This is a genomic window from Sediminibacterium sp. FW305-C-61 (assembly GCF_058231065.1).
Genome location: NZ_JBIQXR010000001.1, coordinates 155,221 through 177,684, shown reverse-complemented (window position 1 = coordinate 177,684; position 22,464 = coordinate 155,221). Strand labels below are relative to the sequence as shown.

The following is a 22,464-nucleotide window of genomic DNA, read 5'->3' as shown; positions in this document are numbered from 1 at the left end:
TAACTTTTTAAATTGGTGAGATGTCTGTTGCGACTGAAAGAGTATGCAATTTATTAAAAAAGCTTCTTTCAGCTTGCTCTTTTATGTACCTTGTATATATGTCGAACGATTTGCTTTCTTCATTGGGTGCAATGCGCACATTTCATCAAACCGGAGCTACCCGTACCTATAGTTTTCGCAAACAGCAGTTACTTGCCTTGAAAAATGCGATTAAAGCGTATGAGCAGGAAATTTATGCAGCCCTTCATGCCGATTTAAAAAAGAGTGCAGAAGAAGCATGGATTACTGAAAATGGATTATTACTGCATGAAATCGATCATGCTATTAACTGGCTTAGCGCCTGGATGGAACCAGAAAGAAAGAAGACCAACTTATTAAATTTTCCTTCACGCAGTTATATAATAAAAGAACCTTTAGGAGTAGTACTCATTATTGGCCCCTGGAATTATCCGCTTCAATTATTATTAATGCCATTGGTTGGCGCTATTGCTGCAGGAAATTGTGCCGTACTGAAACCAAGTGAATTCGCTCCAGCAACCGCATTGGTAATGCAGCAAATTATTGAACAAACATTTCCCAAAGAATATATATTGTTTGTGCCTGGTGACGGTGCTGCAGTTATTCCGTCAATGATGAATCAGTTTTCTTTTGATCATGTTTTTTATACTGGAAGTACAGCGGTAGGAAAAATCATTTACAAAATGGCTGCTGAGCGGCTAGTGCCTGTTACATTGGAACTTGGTGGAAAAAGTCCATGCGTGGTTACTGCAGACGCAAATATTAAGGTAGCTGCTAATCGCATTGTAATTACCAAGTTTTCAAATGCAGGGCAAATGTGTGTGGCACCAGATTATGTATTGGTACACAAGTCTGTAAAAGAGACCTTGATAACTGCTTTAAAAGAGCGTATTGTTCGCTTTTTTTCTGATCATCCACAACAAAGTGATGAATATGGAAAGATTATAAATGAAAAACAGTTTCATCGGTTACTTATTTATTTGAATGAAGCTACCATTATTCATGGGGGCGATCACGATATTAATACATTATATATATCTCCTACGCTATTGGATAATGTTAAGCCTGACAGTCCTATTATGCGTGATGAAATTTTTGGACCAATTTTACCAATCATTGAATACTCAACAGAAGAAGAGGCATTAACTATTATTCAGCAGAACCCAAATCCATTGGCATTTTATGTTTTCTCTAATAGCGACAAAACAGCCAAACATTGGATAGAGCAGGTTCCATCGGGGGCGGCCTGTATCAATAATGCAAGCTGGCATGTAACCAATCAGCATCTTCCATTCGGTGGAAGAGGTTTTAGCGGAACGGGGCATTATCATGGTAAGTATTCTTTTGATACGTTTAGTCATGCGAAAGCTGTATTGAAAACACCTACATGGTTCGATCCTTCCTTAAAATATCCTCCATTTAAAGGGAAACTAAAACTCTTCAAAAAGTTTTTATAATACAGTATAACACAGATGAACACTTCAATATTTATAAGAAAATTACTGATCACAGTGCTAATATTGTTAATCGTAATTTTACTCCTTAAAAGAAAAGATATGACATGGCGCCAATCATTGTTAAAAACATTCTATCCTATCATCATGTTGCCTGGTAAAATTTTTGGCGGAGCTTCTAAGGGTTTATTAAACAAGCAAAAAATGCAACCAATTACTTCTTTTTACCAACTTCAAATTATACTTAATAATGGGACCACCCTTTCAATGGATTCATTAAAAGGGAAAAAGATATTACTGGTAAATACTGCGAGTGATTGTGGTTATACAGGACAATACGCAGAACTAGAAGCACTTTATCAGCAATATAGTCATCAGGGATTGGTAGTAATTGGTTTCCCCGCAAATGATTTTAAACAACAAGAACAGCGTGATGATGCGGCAATAGCAGAGTTTTGTAAAGTAAATTATGGTGTTAGTTTTTTATTGGCTAAAAAAAGTAGTGTAATAAAGGGGGCAGATCAGAATCCTGTGTTTCAGTGGCTAAGTACGAGTTCATTAAATGGCTGGAACAATCAGGAGCCTACCTGGAATTTCTGTAAGTATATCGTAAATGAAAAGGGTGTTTTGGAAGCATTTTTTCCACAAGGTGTTTCGCCGATGGACGAAAGTGTCCTCAAGATTCTTTCAACTCACCCCTAACCCCTCTCTGCTTCGCAAAGAGGGGGATGTATTTGCAATACAAATGCAAGTTAATATGATTGAAGTGGAGTGCGTGGTTCGGATAGAGATGTTGTTGTTTTGTAGATACAAATAAAACAACAAAATGAAACAAACGCCAATATCTCCTTTGAGTTCAAAATACTTCTCAAGGTATCTACGCAAGAATCAAACACCTGAAGAATCAATCATCTGGCAACTTTTAAGAAACAGACAGTTGGATGGGTTTAAATTTTTAAGACAGCACCCAATTAAAGTCTGGAAAACTTCAGGTCGGTTTCATTTTTTTTACGCTGATTTTTATTGTGCAGAAAAAAAATTAGTACTTGAGATTGATGGATTGATTCACGAACAGCAAAAGGAGTATGATGCATCCCGTGATTATATCATGAATGAACTAGGTTTAAAAGTATTACGAATCCTAAATCATGAGGTTAACCATGACATAAAAGGGACCCTTCAAAAAATCCGTCACGCCTTAAAATAGTAAGCTATAATATACTCCTCATTATCCCCTCTTTGCGAAGCAGAGAGGGCCAGGGTGAGTTAAAGAGGGCAATTTTCGTGGTAATTTACCAGTTCAATGGTCTGTCTTTCCATTACAAAATCTTTGTAATTTTCAGCTACTTCATCTAAAACAGCTTCTACTTCTTCCATTGTTTTTAAAGTAACCAGTCTGTTACGATAGTCTTTTATGCCGGGTAACCCTTTCAGGTAGTTGGCATAATGTCTGCGCATTTCATTAATGCCAACTATTAGCCCTTTCCATTCAATCGATTTCCGTAAATGCTGTCTGCAAACGCTTACTCTTTCTACCACGGTAGGTGGGGCAAGTAGTTCTCCTGTTTGCACAAAATGTTTTATCTCACGAAATATCCATGGATAACCGATCGCGGCCCGACCGATCATAATACCATCAACACCATATTTGTTTTTATAAGCCAATGCTTTTTGCGGGCTATCAATATCTCCATTACCAAAAATGGGAATATTGATTCTTGGATTGTTTTTTACTTTGGCAATAAGTGTCCAGTCTGCCTCCCCTTTATACATCTGAGCCCTTGTACGGCCATGAATACTTAATGCCTTGATACCAACATCCTGCAACCTTTCAGCTACTTCTTCAATATTTTTTGAAGTGTCATCCCAACCAAGCCTTGTTTTTACCGTTACAGGCAAGCGGGTAGATTTTACTACCGCATCGGTAAGTCGCACCATCAGGTCAAGGTCTTTGAGTACACCTGCACCTGCACCTTTTCCGGCTACTTTTTTTACCGGGCATCCGAAATTAATATCGAGCAGATCTGGATTGGTTACATCTACAATTTTTGCTGCCAGGGCAAGACTTTCTTCGTCACCCCCAAATATCTGTATGCCAATTGGACGTTCATAATCGAAAATATCCAGTTTGCGGCGGCTTTTAATGGCGTCTCGAATCAACCCTTCACTGCTTATAAACTCGGTATACATCAGGTCGGCCCCATTTTCTTTACATACTGCCCGGAAGGGAGGGTCACTTACATCTTCCATAGGTGCCAGTAAAAGCGGGAAATCTGGTAATGTTATCGTATCAATTTTAACCATGATGTAAAAAGCGGTGTTTTCTCTTTTTCTTAACTGGTAACTTATTTTAAACAGGATACCTGTATCTTAGTCTGCCAGCCAACCGGCTGCAAATTTACGAGCTTATTTTTCAACCACATGAATCAGAAGGCACAGTTTAGTTTTCCTGTTCAGTTTTTAATCTTACTTGGCCTTGTTGGCACCGGAATGATTGTCGGGTCTTTGCTGAGTTTGGCAATAGGAGCCAATATTTTTGATGTTCCAATGCTTAGGGTGCCAGAAGCCATGAATAAACCCGAAAATGCCCATATTTCAAGAATACTTAATACGGGAGCAACTTTCATTGCTTTTATGCTTCCTGCAATATTTTATGCAAAAATCATAGGGAAAAAGCCTTTTTCCTATTTTGGTTTTAACCTGAATATAAAAGGAAGGCAAATAGGCCTGGTAGTATTGATCACATTTGCCGGTATGATTTTCAGTGGTGCATTGGGTTTACTGAACCAGGAAATTCCATTGCCGGAAAGTTTATTGAAGAAAGCAAAGGAAATGGAACAAGCTTACAAAGATGTAATGCTGAACATGGCCTATATGCGTAATGTTACTGATTATATAATGGCTGTAATTGTTATGGCATTAGCCCCGGCAGTTTTTGAAGAAATTTTATTTCGTGGCGCCGTTCAGCAATTATTTGTTCAATGGACAAAAAATGCCTGGTATGGCATTATTATAACCAGTATCCTTTTTAGCGCTATCCATTTCTCTTATTTTGGATTTCTACCCCGGATTGCATTGGGGGTTACACTTGGTTTGATTTTCTATCTTACCAATAACTTATGGTTGAGCATCTTACAGCACTTTTTGCATAATGCTTTTATTGTAACCCAACTTTATCTTGCTCAGGCAAAAGGTAAATCGATTGAAAAAACGATGGATGAAGCCATGCCTTTGTGGTGGGGATTGATAGGGCTTGTATTATTAATACTTCTTTTCAAACAATTATATCAATTCAGACAAACCCCGGTTCCAATTTCATCCAACGAAATACCCAACGACGAACATGCATAATTGGAAAAAAATATTTTCAACGAGGGTTTATCCTGAAGCTGCTATTATAAAAGGTATGCTGGAGGAGAATCAGATACCAGTGCAGCTATTAAATAAACAGGATAGCAGTTACCCTATGTTCGGTGATATTCAACTTTTTGTACCGGATCATCTTGAAATAACCGCAAAAGAACTGATTAATAAAACTTTATTAAGCTAGCATATGGCAAATAGACTATAGACCATAGTCCATTGTAAATGGACCATAGGTCATAGATCATATGTGATGAACCATAAGCTATCTGTATTACCTTCGTGCCATGGCATTTAACTTTCAAACCTTTCGTACGCGGGCATTAACGGCCATTGTATTTGTGGTGGTTATGTTGGGTGGATTATTATGGAATCAATGGAGTTTTCTGGCTTTGTTTATGGTTATTCATATAGGATGCTGGTTAGAATATAAATCGCTCATCGCAAAAATTGATTTCCGGTATAAAAATATTTCCCCCATTCACTTGGGGGGAGCAATTGGGGCAGGACTTGGTTTTATGTGCTGGATGACGGGAGATGAATTTAAGCTTGGTAATTATTTCCTGCATGAAATTGGCTGGTGGGCCCTAATCATTTCATTAGCTGGCTTGTTACTGATTAAAATAATTAAATGGCGAATACCAGATTGGAAAATCATTGCCTATACCATTGGAGGATTATTATATATCTCATTGTCATGGGCCCTTCTGCTTGATTTATATAATAAAATGTATTCTCCAAAATTTCCTGAAGCGGGTTGGTTATTGCCAATGATCATTATCGCTACAATTTGGATCAACGATACCATGGCTTATATAGTAGGTTCATTGATCGGTAAAACACCTTTTTCCCCCATTTCACCTAAAAAAACCTGGGAAGGCACTGTTGGTGGCGCAATACTGGCAGTGGTAGTAATAAGTGCAGTTTGTGTTTACTGGCTTGAACTAAGCCTTTTCAAAATAATTTTAGTAACAGTTACTGCCGCTGTAATGGGTACTATCGGCGACCTGTTCGAAAGTAAATTAAAGCGAATGGCAAGCGTTAAAGACAGTGGCAGCTTTATGCCCGGTCACGGTGGTTTTCTTGACAGATTCGATTCCTTATTGCTGGCAACACCCTATGTATGGTTGATATTGTTTTTAGCGCGCTAATAAACCACCAATTTATTCCTTCATTCGTTTAACTTTGTTGCTTAATTCATTATCATGACCATTCATCGTGAAGGCTACCAGACTATTGGCATCAGTGCTTTGATTTTCGGGATAGTAAATGTGGCCTCGTTTACCCTTTTCAGCGCCTCAATGCCCTGGCTGGCGATCGTTATTTTTATCATTACACTTGGGCTGTTATTATTCCTGGTATCCTTTTTCAGGATTCCCAACCGCGTCCATACCATGGATGATAAAAAGTTGATTTGCCCGGCAGATGGCAAAGTAGTGGTGATTGAAGAAACAGTCGACGAGGAATACTTTAAAGACAAAAGAATTCAGGTAAGTATTTTTATGAGTCCGGCAAATGTTCATGTGAACCGTAATCCAATGAACGGTGAAGTGATTTACAACCAATACCATAAAGGAAAATATCTGGTGGCATGGCATCCAAAATCTTCTACTGAAAATGAGAGATGGAGCGTGGCAGTAAAAAATAATTACGGCACCATTCTTTACAAACAAATTGCAGGAGCATTGGCCAAACGCATTTGTAATTATACTTCTGTAGGACAGCAGGTAAAACAGTGTGATGAATATGGTTTTATAAAATTTGGCAGTCGTGTCGATATTTTATTACCTATCGGTACCAAGATAGATGTAACCATGAACCAGGTAGTACAAGGCGGTGTAACCGTACTTGCAAGCTGGGAATAAATTCTTCTCTAAACACCCCTCTGCGAAACCTCTGCTTCTCATATTCTCTGCGGTGATTTTACCGAATATTCACCGCAGAGAATATGAGAAGCGGAGGTTTCGCAGAGTAAAAGAAACAAATGAAAACGATCGACATCAGTTCTTTACCTGTTATGGAAAAACAGCAGTGGTTGCAACATGCGATTGCACCAAGACCCATTTGTCTGGCAAGTACAATTGATAAGGCAGGAAACGTAAACCTGAGTCCATTTAGTTTTTTCAACTTGTTTTCTTCTAATCCACCCATCGTTATTTTTTCACCTTCAAGACGGGGACGCGATAATACCACCAAACACACACTGGAAAATGTACTTGAAGTTCCTGAGTGCGTAATTAATATTGTTGATTATGAAATGGTACAACAGGTAAGTTTATCTAGTTGTGAGTTCCCAAAAGAGGTGAACGAATTTGTGAAAGCTGGGTTTACCGCAGAACCATCCACCAGGGTAACACCACCAATGGTGAAAGAAGCAAAGATCAAATTAGAATGTAAAGTAAACGAAGTAAAAAGCCTGGGTGAGATCGGTGGTGCGGGTCAATTGGTAATTGCCGAAGTACTCTGTATGCATGTAGATGAAACCATTCTGGATGAGCAGGGGAAAATAGATCAACAAAAATTACAGCTTGTAGCCAGACTTGGTGGCGACTGGTATTGTAAGGTTTCGAAAGATAATTTATTCAAAGTGCCCAAGCCTAACACCCAGCTTGGAATCGGTATTGATCAACTTCCGGATGCTATTAAACATAGCCCTATTCTTACCGGAAATCATTTAGGGATGCTAGGCAATGTGCATGAGCTTCCTGATATTAATGCCGCTTTTGCAGACGACAGGGTAAAAAATATCTTTCAGTATTATGCTGTTAGTCCTACCGAAATGGAAACAGAATTACACAAGTATGCCGCAGAGTTATTAAATGAGGGCAAAATAGACCATGCCTGGCAGGTTTTGCTTTGCCTTTAAAAAAGGAGGTTATTGACTTGTTTTATTTCTGGTAAGAAAATATTTCAGGCATTAGTGTTATGTCTGATTCTTTTCTAAGACTTCTTCCCAATTCTATTGTTTTTTGAACAATCTCATAAGTACTGTGAGTGATTGTTAATTGTTTCACGGCTGTATTTTGAATCCAATTCATTACCTGCTGCTGAAAGGATGTGTTAATCTTATCAATGATTGTTACGTTGAAATCTTTCAGGGCAGCAGCGTTACACAATTGCTCATATTGCCCCCGAATAGGTAAGCACAATAATTGCTTTCCAAGATAAAGCGCTTCGGCGGGGGTTTCAAATCCGGCACCTGTAATTACACCAGCGGCATTAATCATACTGTGGCTAAATCCATCGTTACTGATTGGTATAAGGGTAATATTTCCAGTTTGTTTTTTTTGAGTTGCTTTTTTAGAAAATATTTCGAACTGAATATCTTTTATACCAGCCAGCGCCTGTATTACTACTTCATCGCTATAATGTGATAAATAAACGGTTACATGATTCCCTTTTACAGGCTGTGCTTGTAATACCTCTTCTTTTAGTATCGGCGCATAAATAAAATCATCATACTGACTAAAATGCAATCCGATATAAGCTGTTGCTTTTGCATAATGCCTGAGAATCATTTCTCCGGCAATATCTTTTTTGCCTGCTCTTGGTGTTAAACTACTCTGAAAACTTGCCTGATGTCCAAATCCTACACTTGGTACTTTTTTAAGTGCACAGGCCAGGGAAGTGATGCTGTCGAAATCATTAAGTACAAGGTCATATTTTTCAACTGGTAAAGCTTTTGCTTCTTTCCAAACTCTTCTAAGATTCAACTCCTTCCACATGCGCCAGTAATCTAATCCACCGGTATTTCCATAAAATAAACTCAACCCATTGCTACGATATCTGATAGGTAGATTTGGTGTCAGATTGCTATTACTCCCACTCAGAAATACATCTACTTCCCCATATTGCTGCAGGTAGGGCATTAGTTCCATGGCACGACTAATATGTCCGTTTCCGGTGGCCTGTACCGCATATAATATTTTCAAACTCATGATTGTATGGCTAAGGAGTGAATGAATAATGCTATCTCATCCGTTACTACATTCAATTGTGGTAATTTCTTTTCCATCGTTACCACAGGAGTGTTTGCAGCTTCAAACTCTTTTTCATCATAGTGGTAAATGGTCCATTCATTATGCTGGTATTCTAAAGCGGTAAGATTCTCTATCCAGTCACCACTGTTTAAATAGGTAACTGATCCTTCTTTTGTACTAATGATGCGTTTCTGAGGTTGATGTATATGTCCGCAGATAACATAGTCGTATTTTTTTTCAATGGCCAATTCTGCTGCAGTCTGTTCAAAATTTCCGATCCATGCTACTGCCTTTTTTACACTGTTTTTTACCTTTTTGCTGAAGCTCATCTTCTCTCTGCCTATCATTTTTAAGCATCGATTAATCAGGCTGTTGATCAGTATAAGAAGATCGTATCCGTGTCCGCCAAGTTTGGCCAGGAGTTTAGCGCTTCCTTTGGTAGTGGCATCAAACACATCACCATGAAAGATCCAGGTCATTTTACCATTAATTTCCATCACTACTTTATCTGTAAGCTGGAAATTACCCATATGCATGTCTGAATATCTGCGTAATGCCTCATCATGATTGCCGGTAATATAAATCACGCGGGTACCTTTACTAAGCAGGTTCATAATTTCTTTAATTACCTGCATGTGTGCAACGGGGAAATAGCGTTTGTTGAATTGCCAGATATCGATGATGTCGCCATTCAAAACCAGGATCTGTGGCTGAATGCTTTTGAGGTAATTGACAATTTCTTTGGCATGACAACCATAAGTGCCCAAATGAAGATCGCTCATCACCACCACATCTAAAGTACGTCTGTCCATACACTGTGGAGTTTAGCAAAATTGCTCCGGTAGTATGAAGAGAATGTTAGGAGTGGATGAAGGAATTGTTATTTAGTGAATGGTGAATAGTCAATGGTGACTGGTCAGCAGTGAGTTTAATGCTGCTTTACTTCATCATTCAACGTTCATCATTCATTATTCTTCTGTTGTCAAAGGTCTCCCAACTGCGGACGAATAACAATGTCTTCTGTTACTGCCATGGGAGATAACTGGCTGGCGGCAAATACCATTTTGGCAATATCGGCGGCTTCCATTATTCTGTTGGGATCTATATCGAAACCATCCCAGCTTGATGTTAGAACAGCACCAGGATATACAGCAGTTACTTTAATGCCATGTGGTTTCATTTCTTCGCGAAGGTTTTTACTGAATCCTGCCAATGCATATTTACTAATACTATAACTGCCTCCATTTGCATAAGCATGGAGCGATGCTATTGAGCAAATATTAAAAATATGCCCCTTCTTAGCATCCATCATTGCCGGAATAAGTTTTCTGGTAAGGTGGTAGGCGCTGAATAAATTCGATTGAAGCATGGCTTCCAGTGTACCTTCAGCTTCGTTGTGAATACTTCCGGGTATAAAATAACCGGCATTGTTTACGAGTATATCGGGCGTTCCTTTTTGTAAACACCAATCAGCAAAAGCATCAATTGCTGTCTTGTCAGCCATATCTGCAGGCATACCTGAAATGGCTGCATTGGGATATAAAAGCTGTAATTCAGCTACTGTATCGTAAAGCGATTTTTCTCCACGACTACATAAAAACAAGTTGTTTCCACTTGCGGCAAATTGTGTAGCAATGGCTTTGCCAATTCCTTTGGAAGCTCCGGTAATGATTACGTTCATGGTAGAATAGTCTGTTTACAACTGCTAAATAAAACATTTATTCTTAATTTCTCCTGTTGCATATTGTGTTGCGCCAGCTTGTTATTACATTTGAGCATGCGTTACAAACACCTGTTTTTCGACCTGGATCATACTTTGTGGGATTTCGAGACCAATGCAAAAGCTACTTTACAGGATTTATATCATTTACATGAATTAAAGAACCGAGGGATCGACGATTTTGATGCCTTCTTTGCACGCTATAGTTACCATAATGAGCGATTGTGGGATAGATATACCAAGGGTTTTATAAAGCAGGATGAATTAAGATGGAAAAGAATGTGGTTGTCTTTATTGGATTATAAACTGGCCGATGAGCAATTGTCTAAAACAATGTCGGTATCATTCCTGGAAACCTTACCATCCAAAACGGCCATCTTTCCCTATACATTCGAAATACTCGATTACCTGAAGGGAAAAGGCTATAAGCTTCATCTGGTAACAAATGGGTTTGAAAAGGTTCAACATAATAAATTACAGCATTCAGGTCTGCATACTTACTTTGAAGCGGTGATTACTTCCGAGGCCAGTAATAGCCTAAAGCCTCAGAAAGAAATTTTTGAATATGCTTTTCAACAAACAGGTGCTACAGAAAGTGAAAGTATTATGATCGGTGATAACCTGGATGCAGATATTCAAGGAGGGATTAATGCTGGTATCGATACAATTTTTGTCAATCACCTGAATGTAACAGCTCATGTAAAACCTACTTATACTGTTTACCACCTAAAGGAACTTGAAGATATTTTCTGAGTAGATAAAAAATAAATAAAAAAGGATGCAGTATTTGCTGCATCCTTTTTTATTTATGAAGAAAAGCTAATTAAGCTTTTGCAGTTGTTTTCTTAACTGCTTTCTTTACTTCTTTTGTTTCTTTCTTAGCATCTTTACTGCAACAGCTTTTACCTTCTTTGCTGCATTCTTTTGCTTTGGCACATTTTTTTCCATCATGCTTATGATCGCCACCGGCAAATGCTGCACCAGAAACCAGGAAAGCAGCTACAGCGAGTACAATTACTTTTTTCATATGAAATCGTTTTAAAGTTTATATGTATTTACCAAATATAAGTATTTGATTGGTTAGATTCCTGTTAAAAGCGTTTTTGACGGGTTTTTACCTATAGGAAGATATTCATCGCAGAGGACCTGCAGCTTTGATAGCTACTTATAAGTGTAACTTTTAGCAGGGAGAAAGGGAGAAGGAGAGTTTTTTAGTGACGGTTAACAATGCGGCGAAAACCGTCTTTTAACAGAGGGGTATTGAAGTTGATAAGGTAGCCTATTTTATGCTTGGATAGTTTCAGATAAGTAATAAGTTGAGCTATATATACTGGGTTCATTAATTCAGTTGCTTTTACTTCTATTACAATCTTGTTTTCTACTAGAATATCCATCACATATGCTTTGCCGAGTGGAACTCCTTTGTAATTGAGTTCAATGGGTACCTGCAGTTTAATGTAAAGATTTCTTAGCCTTAACTCATGTGCCAAAGAAATTGCATAAGCAGACTCTAATAGACCCGGCCCTAATTCACGATGAACTGTTATTGCAGCATCTAATATAATGCCTCCAATTTTAGTAAATTCGATATCCTCCATACGACTCTACGCCAACTCCCTTTCTCCCTTTCTCTTTGTTAAAAAAGTTTCAGAAGTCAACGCAATAAAACTAAACAGTCGAAAGGGTAAAAAATAGCGTATAAATACCTGTTTTTACAGCTTCTTTTTAGCGAGGATGGAGAAATCTGTATCTTCTTTTACAATGGTATTTTCGAGGACGCCAATACCATCAATTTCCATTTTTACCACATCGCCAGGCTGCAACCATTGTTCCTGATAATTGGGATCGTTGAGTTTTCCGGTACCATTGAGTTCAAGGAAACAACCAGTTCCAACTGTACCACTACCAATTACGTCGCCAGGGTGTAATTGCACACCATAAGCACAACGTTCAATGATTTCAGCAAAGGTCCAGTCCATATCACCGACATTTCCATTACTTACCTGTATACCGTTAACCCAGCATTTCATACCCAGGTTCCAGTTTTTACCTATATGGCCGGGTTTTGCCGGAATTTCAAATGCTTCGAGTTCATCAAGGGTAACCAGACATGGGCCGATAACAGTAGAAAAATCCTTACCCTTTGCTGGTCCGAGGTTCAGCAACATTTCTTCCATCTGAAGCCTGCGTGCACTCATATCATTCATAATCATTAAACCGCCAATATATTGATCAGCTTCATCTGCCGGAATATTTCTGCCGGGCTTACAAATAACAATCGCAGCTTCAAGTTCAAAATCAAGTTTTTCAAAATGATCAGGCATGCAATGAATATCTCCGGGCCCTTGAATGCTGAGGTGGTTGGTAAAATAAAAAATCGGATACTGGTCAAATTCTGGTATCATCTCTACTTTTCTGTTTCTGCGGGCAGCGGCCACATGTTGACGAAAAGCATACCCATCTCTGCAAGAAGTAGGAAAAGGAACTGGAGCAAGTACTTGCTGGTCTTCTATTTTAACACCCTTTTCTTTGCTGATTCGTCCGTCTTTAATAGCCTGATTTACCTGTTGCGCAATCGGAAACATATCATCCCAATATTGGAGAAACATCGTCATGGTTGATGGTAATTCAGGATGGATTAGGTCACAATCAAATAAATAACCATCAACAAGAAAAGCAAGTTGATCACGCTCATCAGATAAATAAGAAACCAGTTTCATAGTACAATCGTTTGAGGGGCGAAAATACTTGAAATCTTTCTGCTAAATGGATTTTCTCTTTCATGAAATGAAAGCCTAGTGTAAAAGTTGTATGTGGAGGCTGATTAAACTGGTATCTTTAGTCATAGAAAACAAGTATATGCGTAGGATATTATTACTGGCAGGAATAGCACTCATAATAATGAGTCAGGCATTTAAACAAACTGAAAAAGAAGAGAATTGGATACGCATTAACCAGTTAGGTTATACGCCGAAAGGTATAAAGGAAGCTGTTTGGTGTAGTAAATCAAATACACTCCCTGAAGAAGTGGAGCTTGTGGATGATGCCACAAAAAAAATAGTATATACCGTAAAACAATTAAAAGCATTTGGTTCTTACGGACCATTCAACCAAACATCCCGGATCAGGTTTACAGATTTTAAAGTAAATGGCCGTTATTTTTTGCGTGCCGGAAATACCCAGTCCCCTGTTTTTGTAATAAATGATACTGTTTATAAAGGTGCTGCAGATTTTTGTCTTCGTTATATGCGTCAGCAACGCAGTGGGTTTAACCCATATTTGAAAGACAGTTGTCATACAAGAGATGGATATACCTTATACGGTCCAATGCCAGACAGCACCTATATTAATGTAAGTGGGGGATGGCATGATGCAAGTGATTATTTGCAATACACTACCACTTCTGCCAATGCTGCATGGCATTTGCTAAAAGCCTATAAAAACTTCGGAGAAGTTTTCGGGGATGAAAAACAGGCGAATGGATTAGATGGAAAAAATGGTATAGCAGATATATTAGATGAAGCTAAATGGGGACTTGATTGGTTATTGAAAATGAACCCTGAAGATAATATCATGTTCAATCAGTTGGGTGATGACAGGGATCACATGAAAATGCGTATTCCTAAAGAAGATACCAACTATTATGGACGTGGAATTGAACGGCCTGTATACTTTGTTTCGGGGAAGCCTCAGGTAAGGGGAAAATTTATGAATGCCACTACCGGCACTGCCTCTACTGCTGCAAAATTTGCCAGCACTTTTGCCCTGGCTGCACAGGTATATCAGGAAAGAGATGCGGCATTTTCAAAAAAACTTATTCAAAAAGCAGAAGCAGCTTATGGATATGGTAAAAAATATCCCGGTGTTGCGCAAACAGCTTCGGTAAGGTCACCCTATATATATGCAGAAGGAAACTGGACAGACGATATGGAGCTTGCAGCTGCTACCCTTGCACAAACAAAAGGTGTAAAGGTTGAAACATACACTGAGGATGCATTTACTTTTGCGTTTCAGGAACCCGTTACACCCTGGCTGGGGAAAGATACTGCCAACCATTACGAATGGTATCCTTTTGTAAATGCTGGCCACTTTGTGCTGGCCTACGGTGCAGTAAGCAGTAACAAAAGAGATTCCCTACATGATTTTTATGAAGCAGGTATTAAAGCAGTATGGAATAAGGCAAAGCAAAATGCATTTTATCGTGGTATACCCTTTATCTGGTGCAGTAATAATCTAACCACTTCATTTGCCATTCAATGCTATTGGTATCGCATTATGACGGGCGATAAAACTTATGCAGCATTGGAACAGGCGAATATCGATTGGCTTTTTGGCTGCAACCCATGGGGCACCAGTATGGTATATGGTTTGCCATCCTGGGGCGATACACCAGCCGATCCTCATTCTGCATTCACACACCTCAAAAAATATCCGATTGATGGTGGTTTGGTAGATGGCCCGGTATACACTTCTATTTATAAAAACCTGATCGGTATTACCTTGAATGAACCGGATGAATATGCTGCATTTCAAAGCGACCTGGCTGTATACCACGATGATTATGGCGATTACAGTACCAATGAACCTACGATGGATGGTACAGCTTCACTGATTTATTTACTGGCAGCGAAAGAACATGAAACAAGACCCATAGCTGGTAATGGGTGGACCGCCTATCCTCCCGTAAATCCGGATTTCACCATGGAAGAGCTTGCGATTGTCAGAGGCGATGTTTCTAAAAAATCAATTGCACTAGTGTTTACAGCCGATGAATATGCAGAAGGCTTGCCAGCTATTTCAAAAACACTGGACGAACAAAACATAAAAGCATCTTTCTTCTTCACTGGTCGCCTTTATCGCAATAAACAATACCAGACTGCGATTAAACAATTGTTTCAGAAACAACATTACCTGGGGCCACATTCAGACCAGCATATATTGTATAATGACTGGAACAATCGCGACAGCATGCTTGTAACAAGAGATTCTTTAGAGCGGGATTATAATGCCAATTTACAAGCAATGAAAGATATTGGAGTGGAAAATAACAGCCCGTTCAGTTATTTTATTCCACCCTATGAATGGTGGAATAAACGCATTGGTAAATGGTATGCAGCACAACTCGTGCGGTTGTTTAGTTTTACGCCTGGCACCAGAACCAATGCAGATTATACCTGGCCTGAAATGGGGGCTGCTTACAAATCGAGTGAAACACTTATAAAACTGCTACGCGAATTTGAGGCAAAAGAAACACTGAATGGAGCCATACTTTTAATACATGCAGGAACAGATCCAAGAAGAAAAGACAAACTGTACAATCAGTTATCATCAATTATCAATGAATTGAAAGCGAAGGGGTATACATTCTGTACCATCGATAAATTATAAACCTTATTGATTTTTTGTATTAAAATAGTACACAGTATTACCGACATCTACAATATTGATGTTGTTTTCCGCAGCCCATAATTCCAGGTTAGGGTGCCCGGAAGCCTCCCAGTTTATATAAGTCTGAATAAGGTGAAGGCTGTATGTCAGTTTTTCTGTCCAACCTTTTTTTAAAGCAGGCGATATCAATTGTTCAATTTGCTCTTGTACTTTTTCTCCAACTGCTATGCTGTCGGCCGGATTGCCAATAAAGCATTCGGGGAAATGGTGAAGTGAAAAATCAATCAATGCCATCCACTCTTCTATCAGGTAACTCCTTGCAAGGTCATCTGTAGGGTTGATGGTAATTGCTTTCTCAAGGTGCGCTTTGCTCTTATAAAACCTGCCATACCAGCGAAATGGGTTGCTGTCGGAAGGTGAAGTTTTACACCATTTATCCAAAGCCGGTTCTACCAATTTTTTACTGAGTGGTTGCGGGAAAGGTCCGTAATTAGCTTCTGGTATATTTTCAAACAAGGGAAAGATGAAGTTGAGAAAATCAATTGTTGCTTCGGTAGACCATCGTGAAGCGGCTTCCAAAAATTTATCCATTTCATGCAAAGCCTCTTTACGTTTCCCCTTTTCTTTTTCAAAGCAGTAATTGGCATAATGAGTCCATGCCTCATTTTTTGCAGCTATAGTGCCAACGGTAATTAATGCACGATTTTGTTCTGCTGTAATCATGTATCTCTAAATGTTTGAAAGAGTTGCTAATGCATTCGTTTCTGCTAGCTCTTAACCGAACGCATGCGAAGATGTCTGGTGTTGATTAAATAGATGCAAAAGCTAATCGGACCTAGTACCGGAATAAATATTAACACAATAATCCACTGCCATAATTGTTTCTTATCATGCGTATTTTTTCTGGTAAGCAAAACAACGGTTATTATTAAAAGTATCAGACTTATGCAAGCGAAAAAAGACCAAATAAGAAGTATGGGATCAAATAAATTAAGTTCCATTTTCAGGTAGATGATTGCAAGGAGTTGTACAACTGTATCACTAAAATACGAATAAGGTTTCAATCTTTACATTTCTTACCCAGGGGGGTCGAGGAGGGTAATGATATTTGCAAGTACGGATATGTGTTATGCAGGCTTGTAATTTCAGTAATGTTTTCCTGAATACATCTACAGGATAATAACAGTATTTCAACACTTCAAAACACTAATATGTGTTGTGCTGTGTTGTTGATGTGTTGATGGTGTGTTGATGATACGGATAAATCATTGATAATGTGCGAATTAGAATTGCATGTTTTATAGCGGAAATTGCCACGAAAGAGCTATTAAAGCCAAGCACGTAAAAATTCTCTTTTGCCGCACAGTATTGGCTTGCAGCTTTTTTTTACCGGATGACAATGGTCACCATCGCTCAACTTCCGATTCGCCCCAGTCTTTCTTACTGTATTCATCCCTGCTTTTACGTTTTGCTTCGAGGCGGTCAATAATCATTTGTGTAATCAATGTGCCTGTATGCGCATTTGGGTTGGTTGCAAGCATGTTTTTTAGCTTGGCTTCGCTGATATCCAGCCGGTAGAGTATCTGGATAAGCATTGGGAAGTCTTGGCTGATCAGTGTTTCGATGTATATAGCCAAGTCTTCTTTGCTGAGTGATTCAAGCGGAATCAGTTGATTTCCCGGATCCATACCTAAAATTACGACATTATCCGACGAGATTGGCATTGACAGTCAATATTTTGTAAAATAATTTATACAAAAAGTAAAATAAACTTGACAAAATGAAATGTTCATTTTACTTTTGTCAGATCAAAACATTTAAAATGAAACAAATCAAATTATTTCCGCACAGATTTCAGCGAATAGGATACTTGTTGCTGGTACCTTTTCTGGCTTTGGGTATTGCTAACATGTTTTTTGAATACAATGCCAGCTGGCTTCAGTTTAGTTTCTTTAAAACACCCAAGCTCGAGTTTTTTGGCACGCACAATTTTACCGATGAACTGGCAGCTGTGGGCCTGATTATCAGTCTGGTATTTATTGCTTTTTCAAAGGAAAAAATTGAAGACGAAGCCATCCAGTTTTTTCGTCTCGAAGCCCTGCAGTGGGCAGTTTATGCCAATTACCTTGTTTTGGTGATCAGCATTTTAACCGTTTATGGCAGTGAGTTTTTCCAGGTGATGACTTATAATATGTTTACCGTACTCATCATTTTTATACTTCGCTTTCGTTATGTATTATTTCAATATAATAAAGCCAGTTTATGAAGAACAAGATTAAAGTGCAGCGGGCCATTCACAACCTCACACAGGACGATCTGGCCAGAAAAATTGCGGTGAGCAGGCAAACCATCAATACTATGGAGGCCGGAAAATATGTGCCATCTACAGCCCTGGCCCTTAAAATGGCGAAACTTTTCGGGGTTCCGGTAGAAGAACTTTTTGAACTGGAAGAGGGAGATTAAAAAAAATCACCATTTTTTCCAACCTTTTGCTGTAACATATCTCCTTATATGGAGTTTAGTAAATATCATATACCTCAGTGTACATGTTGGGGTCTCTTTTTGCTGTATCACCTGATTTCTACCCTGAAATCTGGTTGCAATAATGGAGAATGGCTGTATCTGGGTAAAAGAAAATCAAATGCTTAATATTAGAAAATGGATCCCGCTCTTGATGCTGTTGTTTACAGCCGCTACAGTGGTTGGAGCTATTACGCTATGTAAGCAGCCTTCCTGCACCGGAAAAAATAGCAATCCGGAAACATCAAGATTTGAATGGATGGGTTTGCCCTCAGTTGCATACCTCAGTATTTGAATGGATGATTTCCTATTAATTAATTGTTTAAGAGAAATGCATCATCATGCGTAACAGGATTTTCATGCTTATACTTAGCATGTTTTTTTCAGGCATCTTATCCGCTCAGACGAATTCAACCGGATCAATTAGTGGAAAGCTGATTGACTCAGCTTCCAAACAACCCATGAACCTTGCTACTGTTTCTGTATTCAGGGCTGTTGATACGGTTTTAATTACCTACAGACTCAGCAGTGAAACAGGAGAATTTAAAGTAACCGGATTACCATTGGATGTTGACCTACGCATGGTAATATCCTATTCCGGTTATACTGTATCACGCAAGGAATTTAAACTAAGTGCAGATGGCAATAGTTTAGATGCAGGAACTATTTCAATGGCACCGAATAGCGGACTTACACTGGATGATGTATTGGTTATTGCAGAAAGACCGCCTGTTGTCGTAAAAAAAGATACCATCGAATTTAACGCAGCATCTTTCAAAACACTTCCTACCGCATTGGTTGAGGACCTTTTGAAGAAATTACCCGGTGTACAACTTGATGCAGATGGAAATATCACCGTGAACGGAAAGAAAGTAAACAGGATAATGGTGGATGGAAAAGACTTTTTCGGCGGCGACCCTAAAATGGCAACCCGAAACCTGCCTGCTAACCTGATCGATAAAGTACAAGTATCAGATGATAAAGATGAACTTGAACTCAACCCCGATAAAGCGAAAGCGGATGTTGGTCAGGTAATTAACCTCAAATTGAAAAAAGCGATTAAACAGGGTATGTTCGGTAAAGCATATGCTGGTAAAGCAGATGCAAACCGTTATGAAGCAGGTGGGATAGTAAATATGTTTCGCGATACTTTGCAGGTGAGTGTTTTGGGTTTTAGTAATAACCTCAATAAAGCTGGCTTTGGTTTTAATGATATACGATCATTGGGCGGCTTCGACAGAAGTGGCATAAATTCTATCTCAATCAATGGTAATGGAGGTTTAAACGTAAATGGTATCTCCTTCGGTGGAACAGGCCAAGGCATTCAGCAATCTGGCGGAATTGGTTTTAACCTGAACAATGAATTCAAAAAAGGACTTACACTCAATACCCAATATTTTTACGGTAGTCTAAGGAACGATATTGCTGAATTAGAAAACAGACAGCAATTTTTCGGCGATACTATTTTAACCAGCCGTACCAATAAATCTGAAGTAGCTTATTCTAAAACACACAGACTTGGATTTGGACTTCGTTGGAAAATTGATACTACTTCAAGAATGGAATTCCGTCCGGTATTAACTGTGGCAAATAATACAAGCGACAGACTTAGTGATATCAGTACAAACAGCAGTGTAGATGGCTTATTGAATACAAGTTCAAATCTGCAAACTTCTAAAGCAAGAGATCTTGGATATAGCCATGTATTGAGTTATTTTAAAAGCTTTAAAAAGAAAGGGCGCTCGTTCAATTTTGTAAATTCTGTACAATTGAACGCTGTAAATACAGATCAGTTTAATAATGTAGCCAATATATTTTATCCAACAGGCTCAAGTAATATAGATCAGTTGCGCGATCAGGAAAGGGCTAATTTTTCAACAAGCACTAACCTGAATTATGCAGAACCACTTCTGAAAGACCTGACTCTGCGTCTTGGATATAATCTTACCTTTTTTGAAAACAAAGATGCATTAGCTACCTATAATAAAGATGCAGGAAGCGGTAAGTATGATGTTATCAATAGCCTCCTTACCAATCATGTAGAAAGAACCAGTTGGAGAAATAATTTATCGAGCGCCCTGAATTTCAGGTATAAAAAACTTAGTATCACAGCCAGTTTAAATTTTCTTTGGTTAGATCTGTTCAATCGTTATGTATCTATTGGGCAAAAACTTGATCAGCATTATAATTATATTTTACCCGGAGCAAATATTAGCTGGAAAGAATTCAACCTCAGCTATAATGCCAATGTAAACCCTCCTGGTATTAGTGATATACAGCCAGTGCCAGATAATAGTAATCCCCTGTATATTGTAAAAGGTAATCCAAACCTTAAACCCGGTATATCTCATGGCTTTAACCTGAACTTCTTTAAGAATGTTACCCAAAAACAGATGTTTATCAGTGCTTATTTAGGCGGGTATATAGGTAATAATGGTGTAGTCAGAAGCAGGGATATTGCGCCAAATGGTGTGCAGACTACTACTCCTTTAAACGCAGATGGTATCCATAATTTTTATACTAATTTGTATTTCAACAAACAACAAAAAGTTAATCAAAAATTTTCGTTCAATTATGGTACTGGATACAATGTGAACTATACAAGGAATTTCCTGATCATCAATTCTAAAAAGAGTTATGTTAAAACCGTTGATTTCAATCCTTTCATCCGTACCGGTATAAACTTGAATGATAAATTTGAATGGAATATCAGCTATAGCAGGAATTATAACAACTCTTACTATGAAAGCAACGAGTTCAAAAATTTGAATGTTGAACGCCAAAGTCTCAGTTCTGATATGGTAATCCGATTACCTAAAAAATTTGTATGGGAGCTGACACTTGATCATCGTTACAATTCTCAGGTAGCACCGGGTGTTCAAAAAACGATATCATTACTGAATGCCGGACTCACCTATCTTTTCCTGAAGGATGATAATGGCCAATTGAAGTTCTCTGTATCTGATTTACTCAATCAAAACAGATCAGTTTATCGCTACTCATCCGAGAATTTTATTACCGACAAACAGGTGAACATTCTCCAGCGTTATTTTATGCTTACGTTTACTTATAATATCAGAAGCTTCGGTGCGGCAGGAAAGGGTGGAGGAAATAAAGTAGGTGGAAGACAAAGTTTATTCTTCTTTTGATGCAACGACCCCTGCGCTGAACCAAATTTCGGAGCAGGGGTTTATTTAATATTTCTCTATAACGCCTAAACCAAAAAGGGCAAAATCATATTTCACAGGGTCAGCAGGGTCAAGTTCGCGCAGATAATTTGTTAGCTCAATGGCTGCCTGCCAGTCCATCTGCTTTCTGTCTAATAATTGAAATCGTTTGGCAACCCTTGCCACATGTAAATCAATGGGACAAATAAGCTCAGCGGGTTTTATTTTCTGCCAGAGGCCAAAATCAACCCCATTTTTATCTTTTCGAACCATCCAGCGTAAGAACATATTCAATCTTTTGCAAGAAGAGCCTTTGTATGGTGTGGCAATATGCTTTCTTGTTCTGTTTGGTGCATCTGGTAATGAAAAGAAATAATCATGAAATACGGTTAACCTGATTTCCATCGAATCTCCTTTGGTCGTTACAAAAGCATCTTCGAGCGACTCGTATTGGTTGTAATGAAATTTCAGGAAGGCAATAAAATACAACAGATCGGTTGTATTAAAAGTCCGGTGTTTAAATTGGAGTAATTGTTGAAGATCTTGCTCGCTATGATGCATACAGAAATGATAAGGCTCATTTCCCATTAATTGCATCAGCTCAAATGATTTTTGGATTATAGTTGTGCGGTTACCCCAGGCAAAAATGGAAGCAAAAAAACCTGCGATTTCAATGTCCTGTTTTTTTGAAAAATAATGGGGAACAACTATAGGATCATCTTTGATAAAGGAGGGCTGATTGTATTGCGCAACCTTGCTATCAAAGAAATCTTTTAAAGATGCTTCGCTGTTAACTTTCATTATTCGCTAAGATAAAGAGAAATGCTTCCGAGATGGTGGTGCTGGGCTATGAG

General features: G+C 38.6%; 23 protein-coding genes. 13 read left to right on the top strand and 10 right to left on the bottom strand.

Going from position 1 to position 22,464, the window contains the following annotated elements; translation table 11 throughout:
• Window positions 1–98 precede the first annotated feature (98 nt).
• The 3 genes from ACH30E_RS00645 (at window position 99) to ACH30E_RS00635 (ending at window position 2,679) form a co-directional block, all read left to right on the top strand.
• Window positions 99–1,475 carry an aldehyde dehydrogenase gene (locus ACH30E_RS00645; protein WP_490823187.1) on the top strand — a complete coding sequence of 459 codons (1,377 nt, stop codon included), beginning with the start codon at window positions 99–101 and terminating at the stop codon, window positions 1,473–1,475.
• A gap of 99 nt (window positions 1,476–1,574) precedes the next feature.
• Entirely contained in the window at window positions 1,575–2,174 is a 600-nt protein-coding gene (locus ACH30E_RS00640) for a glutathione peroxidase (protein ID WP_490823186.1), read from the top strand.
• 124 nt (window positions 2,175–2,298) lie between these two features.
• Window positions 2,299–2,679, top strand: a complete 381-nt coding sequence (locus ACH30E_RS00635; RefSeq protein WP_490823185.1) for an endonuclease domain-containing protein — start codon at window positions 2,299–2,301, stop codon at window positions 2,677–2,679.
• Window positions 2,680–2,738: 59 nt separating this feature from the next.
• Here the strand turns inward: ACH30E_RS00635 and dusB are convergent, their stop codons facing one another.
• Complete coding sequence (gene dusB, locus ACH30E_RS00630; protein ID WP_490823184.1) at window positions 2,739–3,776, bottom strand: tRNA dihydrouridine synthase DusB; 1,038 nt, start codon at window positions 3,774–3,776, stop codon at window positions 2,739–2,741.
• Window positions 3,777–3,893: 117 nt separating this feature from the next.
• Here dusB and ACH30E_RS00625 point away from each other — a divergent pair, with 117 nt between their 5' ends.
• From ACH30E_RS00625 to ACH30E_RS00605, 5 genes are all read left to right on the top strand, one after another.
• Window positions 3,894–4,823, top strand: coding sequence for a CPBP family intramembrane glutamic endopeptidase (locus ACH30E_RS00625; protein ID WP_490823183.1), 930 nt, complete (start codon window positions 3,894–3,896; stop codon window positions 4,821–4,823).
• The gene (locus tag ACH30E_RS00620) at window positions 4,816–5,022 is read left to right on the top strand and encodes a putative signal transducing protein (protein WP_294989109.1); all 207 of its coding nucleotides are present in this window, start codon (window positions 4,816–4,818) and stop codon (window positions 5,020–5,022) included. The genes ACH30E_RS00625 and ACH30E_RS00620 overlap by 8 nt, the downstream gene beginning before the upstream one ends.
• A 100-nt stretch (window positions 5,023–5,122) precedes the next feature.
• The gene (locus ACH30E_RS00615; protein WP_490823182.1) at window positions 5,123–5,986 is read left to right on the top strand and encodes a phosphatidate cytidylyltransferase; all 864 of its coding nucleotides are present in this window, start codon (window positions 5,123–5,125) and stop codon (window positions 5,984–5,986) included.
• Between the two features lie 54 nt (window positions 5,987–6,040).
• A complete protein-coding gene (locus tag ACH30E_RS00610; RefSeq protein WP_294989103.1) occupies window positions 6,041–6,700 on the top strand; it encodes a phosphatidylserine decarboxylase family protein in 660 nt (219 codons plus the stop codon).
• Between the two features lie 119 nt (window positions 6,701–6,819).
• Window positions 6,820–7,701, top strand: coding sequence for a flavin reductase family protein (locus tag ACH30E_RS00605; RefSeq protein WP_294989100.1), 882 nt, complete (start codon window positions 6,820–6,822; stop codon window positions 7,699–7,701).
• Between the two features lie 22 nt (window positions 7,702–7,723).
• On the opposite strand, the gene ACH30E_RS00600 is transcribed toward ACH30E_RS00605, so the two are convergent.
• The 3 genes from ACH30E_RS00600 to ACH30E_RS00590 all read right to left on the bottom strand — a co-directional run bounded on the left by ACH30E_RS00600 (window position 7,724) and on the right by ACH30E_RS00590 (window position 10,496).
• A complete protein-coding gene (locus tag ACH30E_RS00600) occupies window positions 7,724–8,773 on the bottom strand; it encodes a glycosyltransferase family protein (protein WP_490823181.1) in 1,050 nt (349 codons plus the stop codon).
• Window positions 8,770–9,627, bottom strand: a complete 858-nt coding sequence (locus tag ACH30E_RS00595; RefSeq protein ID WP_490823180.1) for a UDP-2,3-diacylglucosamine diphosphatase — start codon at window positions 9,625–9,627, stop codon at window positions 8,770–8,772. Before ACH30E_RS00595 ends, ACH30E_RS00600 begins: the two co-directional genes overlap by 4 nt.
• A 170-nt stretch (window positions 9,628–9,797) precedes the next feature.
• Complete coding sequence (locus tag ACH30E_RS00590; protein ID WP_490823179.1) at window positions 9,798–10,496, bottom strand: SDR family oxidoreductase; 699 nt, start codon at window positions 10,494–10,496, stop codon at window positions 9,798–9,800.
• A gap of 96 nt (window positions 10,497–10,592) precedes the next feature.
• Here ACH30E_RS00590 and ACH30E_RS00585 point away from each other — a divergent pair, with 96 nt between their 5' ends.
• Window positions 10,593–11,288, top strand: coding sequence for a YjjG family noncanonical pyrimidine nucleotidase (locus ACH30E_RS00585; protein ID WP_490823178.1), 696 nt, complete (start codon window positions 10,593–10,595; stop codon window positions 11,286–11,288).
• 70 nt (window positions 11,289–11,358) lie between these two features.
• On the opposite strand, the gene ACH30E_RS00580 is transcribed toward ACH30E_RS00585, so the two are convergent.
• The 3 genes from ACH30E_RS00580 to ACH30E_RS00570 all read right to left on the bottom strand — a co-directional run bounded on the left by ACH30E_RS00580 (window position 11,359) and on the right by ACH30E_RS00570 (window position 13,255).
• Window positions 11,359–11,562 carry a hypothetical protein gene (locus tag ACH30E_RS00580; RefSeq protein ID WP_490823177.1) on the bottom strand — a complete coding sequence of 68 codons (204 nt, stop codon included), beginning with the start codon at window positions 11,560–11,562 and terminating at the stop codon, window positions 11,359–11,361.
• A 184-nt stretch (window positions 11,563–11,746) separates the two neighbouring features.
• Window positions 11,747–12,133, bottom strand: coding sequence for a GxxExxY protein (locus ACH30E_RS00575; RefSeq protein ID WP_294993252.1), 387 nt, complete (start codon window positions 12,131–12,133; stop codon window positions 11,747–11,749).
• Window positions 12,134–12,247: 114 nt separating this feature from the next.
• Entirely contained in the window at window positions 12,248–13,255 is a 1,008-nt protein-coding gene (locus ACH30E_RS00570) for a fumarylacetoacetate hydrolase family protein (protein ID WP_490823176.1), read from the bottom strand.
• Between the two features lie 139 nt (window positions 13,256–13,394).
• Here ACH30E_RS00570 and ACH30E_RS00565 point away from each other — a divergent pair, with 139 nt between their 5' ends.
• Window positions 13,395–15,923 carry a glycoside hydrolase family 9 protein gene (locus ACH30E_RS00565; RefSeq protein ID WP_490823175.1) on the top strand — a complete coding sequence of 843 codons (2,529 nt, stop codon included), beginning with the start codon at window positions 13,395–13,397 and terminating at the stop codon, window positions 15,921–15,923.
• 3 nt (window positions 15,924–15,926) lie between these two features.
• On the opposite strand, the gene ACH30E_RS00560 is transcribed toward ACH30E_RS00565, so the two are convergent.
• Together ACH30E_RS00560 and ACH30E_RS00555 are read right to left on the bottom strand one after the other, a co-directional pair.
• Window positions 15,927–16,646 carry a hypothetical protein gene (locus ACH30E_RS00560; RefSeq protein WP_490823174.1) on the bottom strand — a complete coding sequence of 240 codons (720 nt, stop codon included), beginning with the start codon at window positions 16,644–16,646 and terminating at the stop codon, window positions 15,927–15,929.
• A 680-nt stretch (window positions 16,647–17,326) separates the two neighbouring features.
• Window positions 17,327–17,611, bottom strand: a complete 285-nt coding sequence (locus ACH30E_RS00555; RefSeq protein ID WP_490823173.1) for a hypothetical protein — start codon at window positions 17,609–17,611, stop codon at window positions 17,327–17,329.
• Between the two features lie 134 nt (window positions 17,612–17,745).
• Between ACH30E_RS00555 and ACH30E_RS00550 the strand changes: the two genes are divergently transcribed.
• The 3 genes from ACH30E_RS00550 to ACH30E_RS00540 all read left to right on the top strand — a co-directional run bounded on the left by ACH30E_RS00550 (window position 17,746) and on the right by ACH30E_RS00540 (window position 21,592).
• Window positions 17,746–18,189, top strand: a complete 444-nt coding sequence (locus tag ACH30E_RS00550) for a hypothetical protein (protein WP_294993267.1) — start codon at window positions 17,746–17,748, stop codon at window positions 18,187–18,189.
• The gene (locus ACH30E_RS00545; RefSeq protein ID WP_294993270.1) at window positions 18,186–18,386 is read left to right on the top strand and encodes a helix-turn-helix transcriptional regulator; all 201 of its coding nucleotides are present in this window, start codon (window positions 18,186–18,188) and stop codon (window positions 18,384–18,386) included. The genes ACH30E_RS00550 and ACH30E_RS00545 overlap by 4 nt, the downstream gene beginning before the upstream one ends.
• 398 nt (window positions 18,387–18,784) lie before the next feature.
• Window positions 18,785–21,592 carry an outer membrane beta-barrel protein gene (locus tag ACH30E_RS00540; protein WP_490823172.1) on the top strand — a complete coding sequence of 936 codons (2,808 nt, stop codon included), beginning with the start codon at window positions 18,785–18,787 and terminating at the stop codon, window positions 21,590–21,592.
• Between the two features lie 45 nt (window positions 21,593–21,637).
• On the opposite strand, the gene ACH30E_RS00535 is transcribed toward ACH30E_RS00540, so the two are convergent.
• On the bottom strand, window positions 21,638–22,411 hold the full coding sequence (locus ACH30E_RS00535) for a TIGR02757 family protein (protein WP_294993307.1): 774 nt from the start codon (window positions 22,409–22,411) through the stop codon (window positions 21,638–21,640).
• Between the last annotated feature and the right edge of the window lie 53 nt (window positions 22,412–22,464).

Coding starts and splice junctions, on each gene's coding strand:
- ACH30E_RS00625 (WP_490823183.1), top strand. CDS start 3,894: ATGAATCAGAAGGCACAGTTTAGTTTTCCTGTTCAGTTTTTAATCTTA.
- ACH30E_RS00615 (WP_490823182.1), top strand. CDS start 5,123: ATGGCATTTAACTTTCAAACCTTTCGTACGCGGGCATTAACGGCCATT.
- ACH30E_RS00605 (WP_294989100.1), top strand. CDS start 6,820: ATGAAAACGATCGACATCAGTTCTTTACCTGTTATGGAAAAACAGCAG.
- ACH30E_RS00620 (WP_294989109.1), top strand. CDS start 4,816: ATGCATAATTGGAAAAAAATATTTTCAACGAGGGTTTATCCTGAAGCT.
- ACH30E_RS00610 (WP_294989103.1), top strand. CDS start 6,041: ATGACCATTCATCGTGAAGGCTACCAGACTATTGGCATCAGTGCTTTG.
- ACH30E_RS00555 (WP_490823173.1), bottom strand. CDS start 17,611: ATGGATCCGGGAAATCAACTGATTCCGCTTGAATCACTCAGCAAAGAA.
- ACH30E_RS00635 (WP_490823185.1), top strand. CDS start 2,299: ATGAAACAAACGCCAATATCTCCTTTGAGTTCAAAATACTTCTCAAGG.
- ACH30E_RS00565 (WP_490823175.1), top strand. CDS start 13,395: ATGCGTAGGATATTATTACTGGCAGGAATAGCACTCATAATAATGAGT.
- ACH30E_RS00640 (WP_490823186.1), top strand. CDS start 1,575: ATGACATGGCGCCAATCATTGTTAAAAACATTCTATCCTATCATCATG.
- ACH30E_RS00570 (WP_490823176.1), bottom strand. CDS start 13,255: ATGAAACTGGTTTCTTATTTATCTGATGAGCGTGATCAACTTGCTTTT.
- ACH30E_RS00645 (WP_490823187.1), top strand. CDS start 99: ATGTCGAACGATTTGCTTTCTTCATTGGGTGCAATGCGCACATTTCAT.
- ACH30E_RS00560 (WP_490823174.1), bottom strand. CDS start 16,646: ATGATTACAGCAGAACAAAATCGTGCATTAATTACCGTTGGCACTATA.
- ACH30E_RS00600 (WP_490823181.1), bottom strand. CDS start 8,773: ATGAGTTTGAAAATATTATATGCGGTACAGGCCACCGGAAACGGACAT.
- ACH30E_RS00590 (WP_490823179.1), bottom strand. CDS start 10,496: ATGAACGTAATCATTACCGGAGCTTCCAAAGGAATTGGCAAAGCCATT.
- ACH30E_RS00575 (WP_294993252.1), bottom strand. CDS start 12,133: ATGGAGGATATCGAATTTACTAAAATTGGAGGCATTATATTAGATGCT.
- ACH30E_RS00545 (WP_294993270.1), top strand. CDS start 18,186: ATGAAGAACAAGATTAAAGTGCAGCGGGCCATTCACAACCTCACACAG.
- ACH30E_RS00580 (WP_490823177.1), bottom strand. CDS start 11,562: ATGAAAAAAGTAATTGTACTCGCTGTAGCTGCTTTCCTGGTTTCTGGT.
- ACH30E_RS00550 (WP_294993267.1), top strand. CDS start 17,746: ATGAAACAAATCAAATTATTTCCGCACAGATTTCAGCGAATAGGATAC.
- ACH30E_RS00585 (WP_490823178.1), top strand. CDS start 10,593: ATGCGTTACAAACACCTGTTTTTCGACCTGGATCATACTTTGTGGGAT.
- ACH30E_RS00540 (WP_490823172.1), top strand. CDS start 18,785: ATGCGTAACAGGATTTTCATGCTTATACTTAGCATGTTTTTTTCAGGC.
- ACH30E_RS00595 (WP_490823180.1), bottom strand. CDS start 9,627: ATGGACAGACGTACTTTAGATGTGGTGGTGATGAGCGATCTTCATTTG.
- ACH30E_RS00535 (WP_294993307.1), bottom strand. CDS start 22,411: ATGAAAGTTAACAGCGAAGCATCTTTAAAAGATTTCTTTGATAGCAAG.
- dusB (WP_490823184.1), bottom strand. CDS start 3,776: ATGGTTAAAATTGATACGATAACATTACCAGATTTCCCGCTTTTACTG.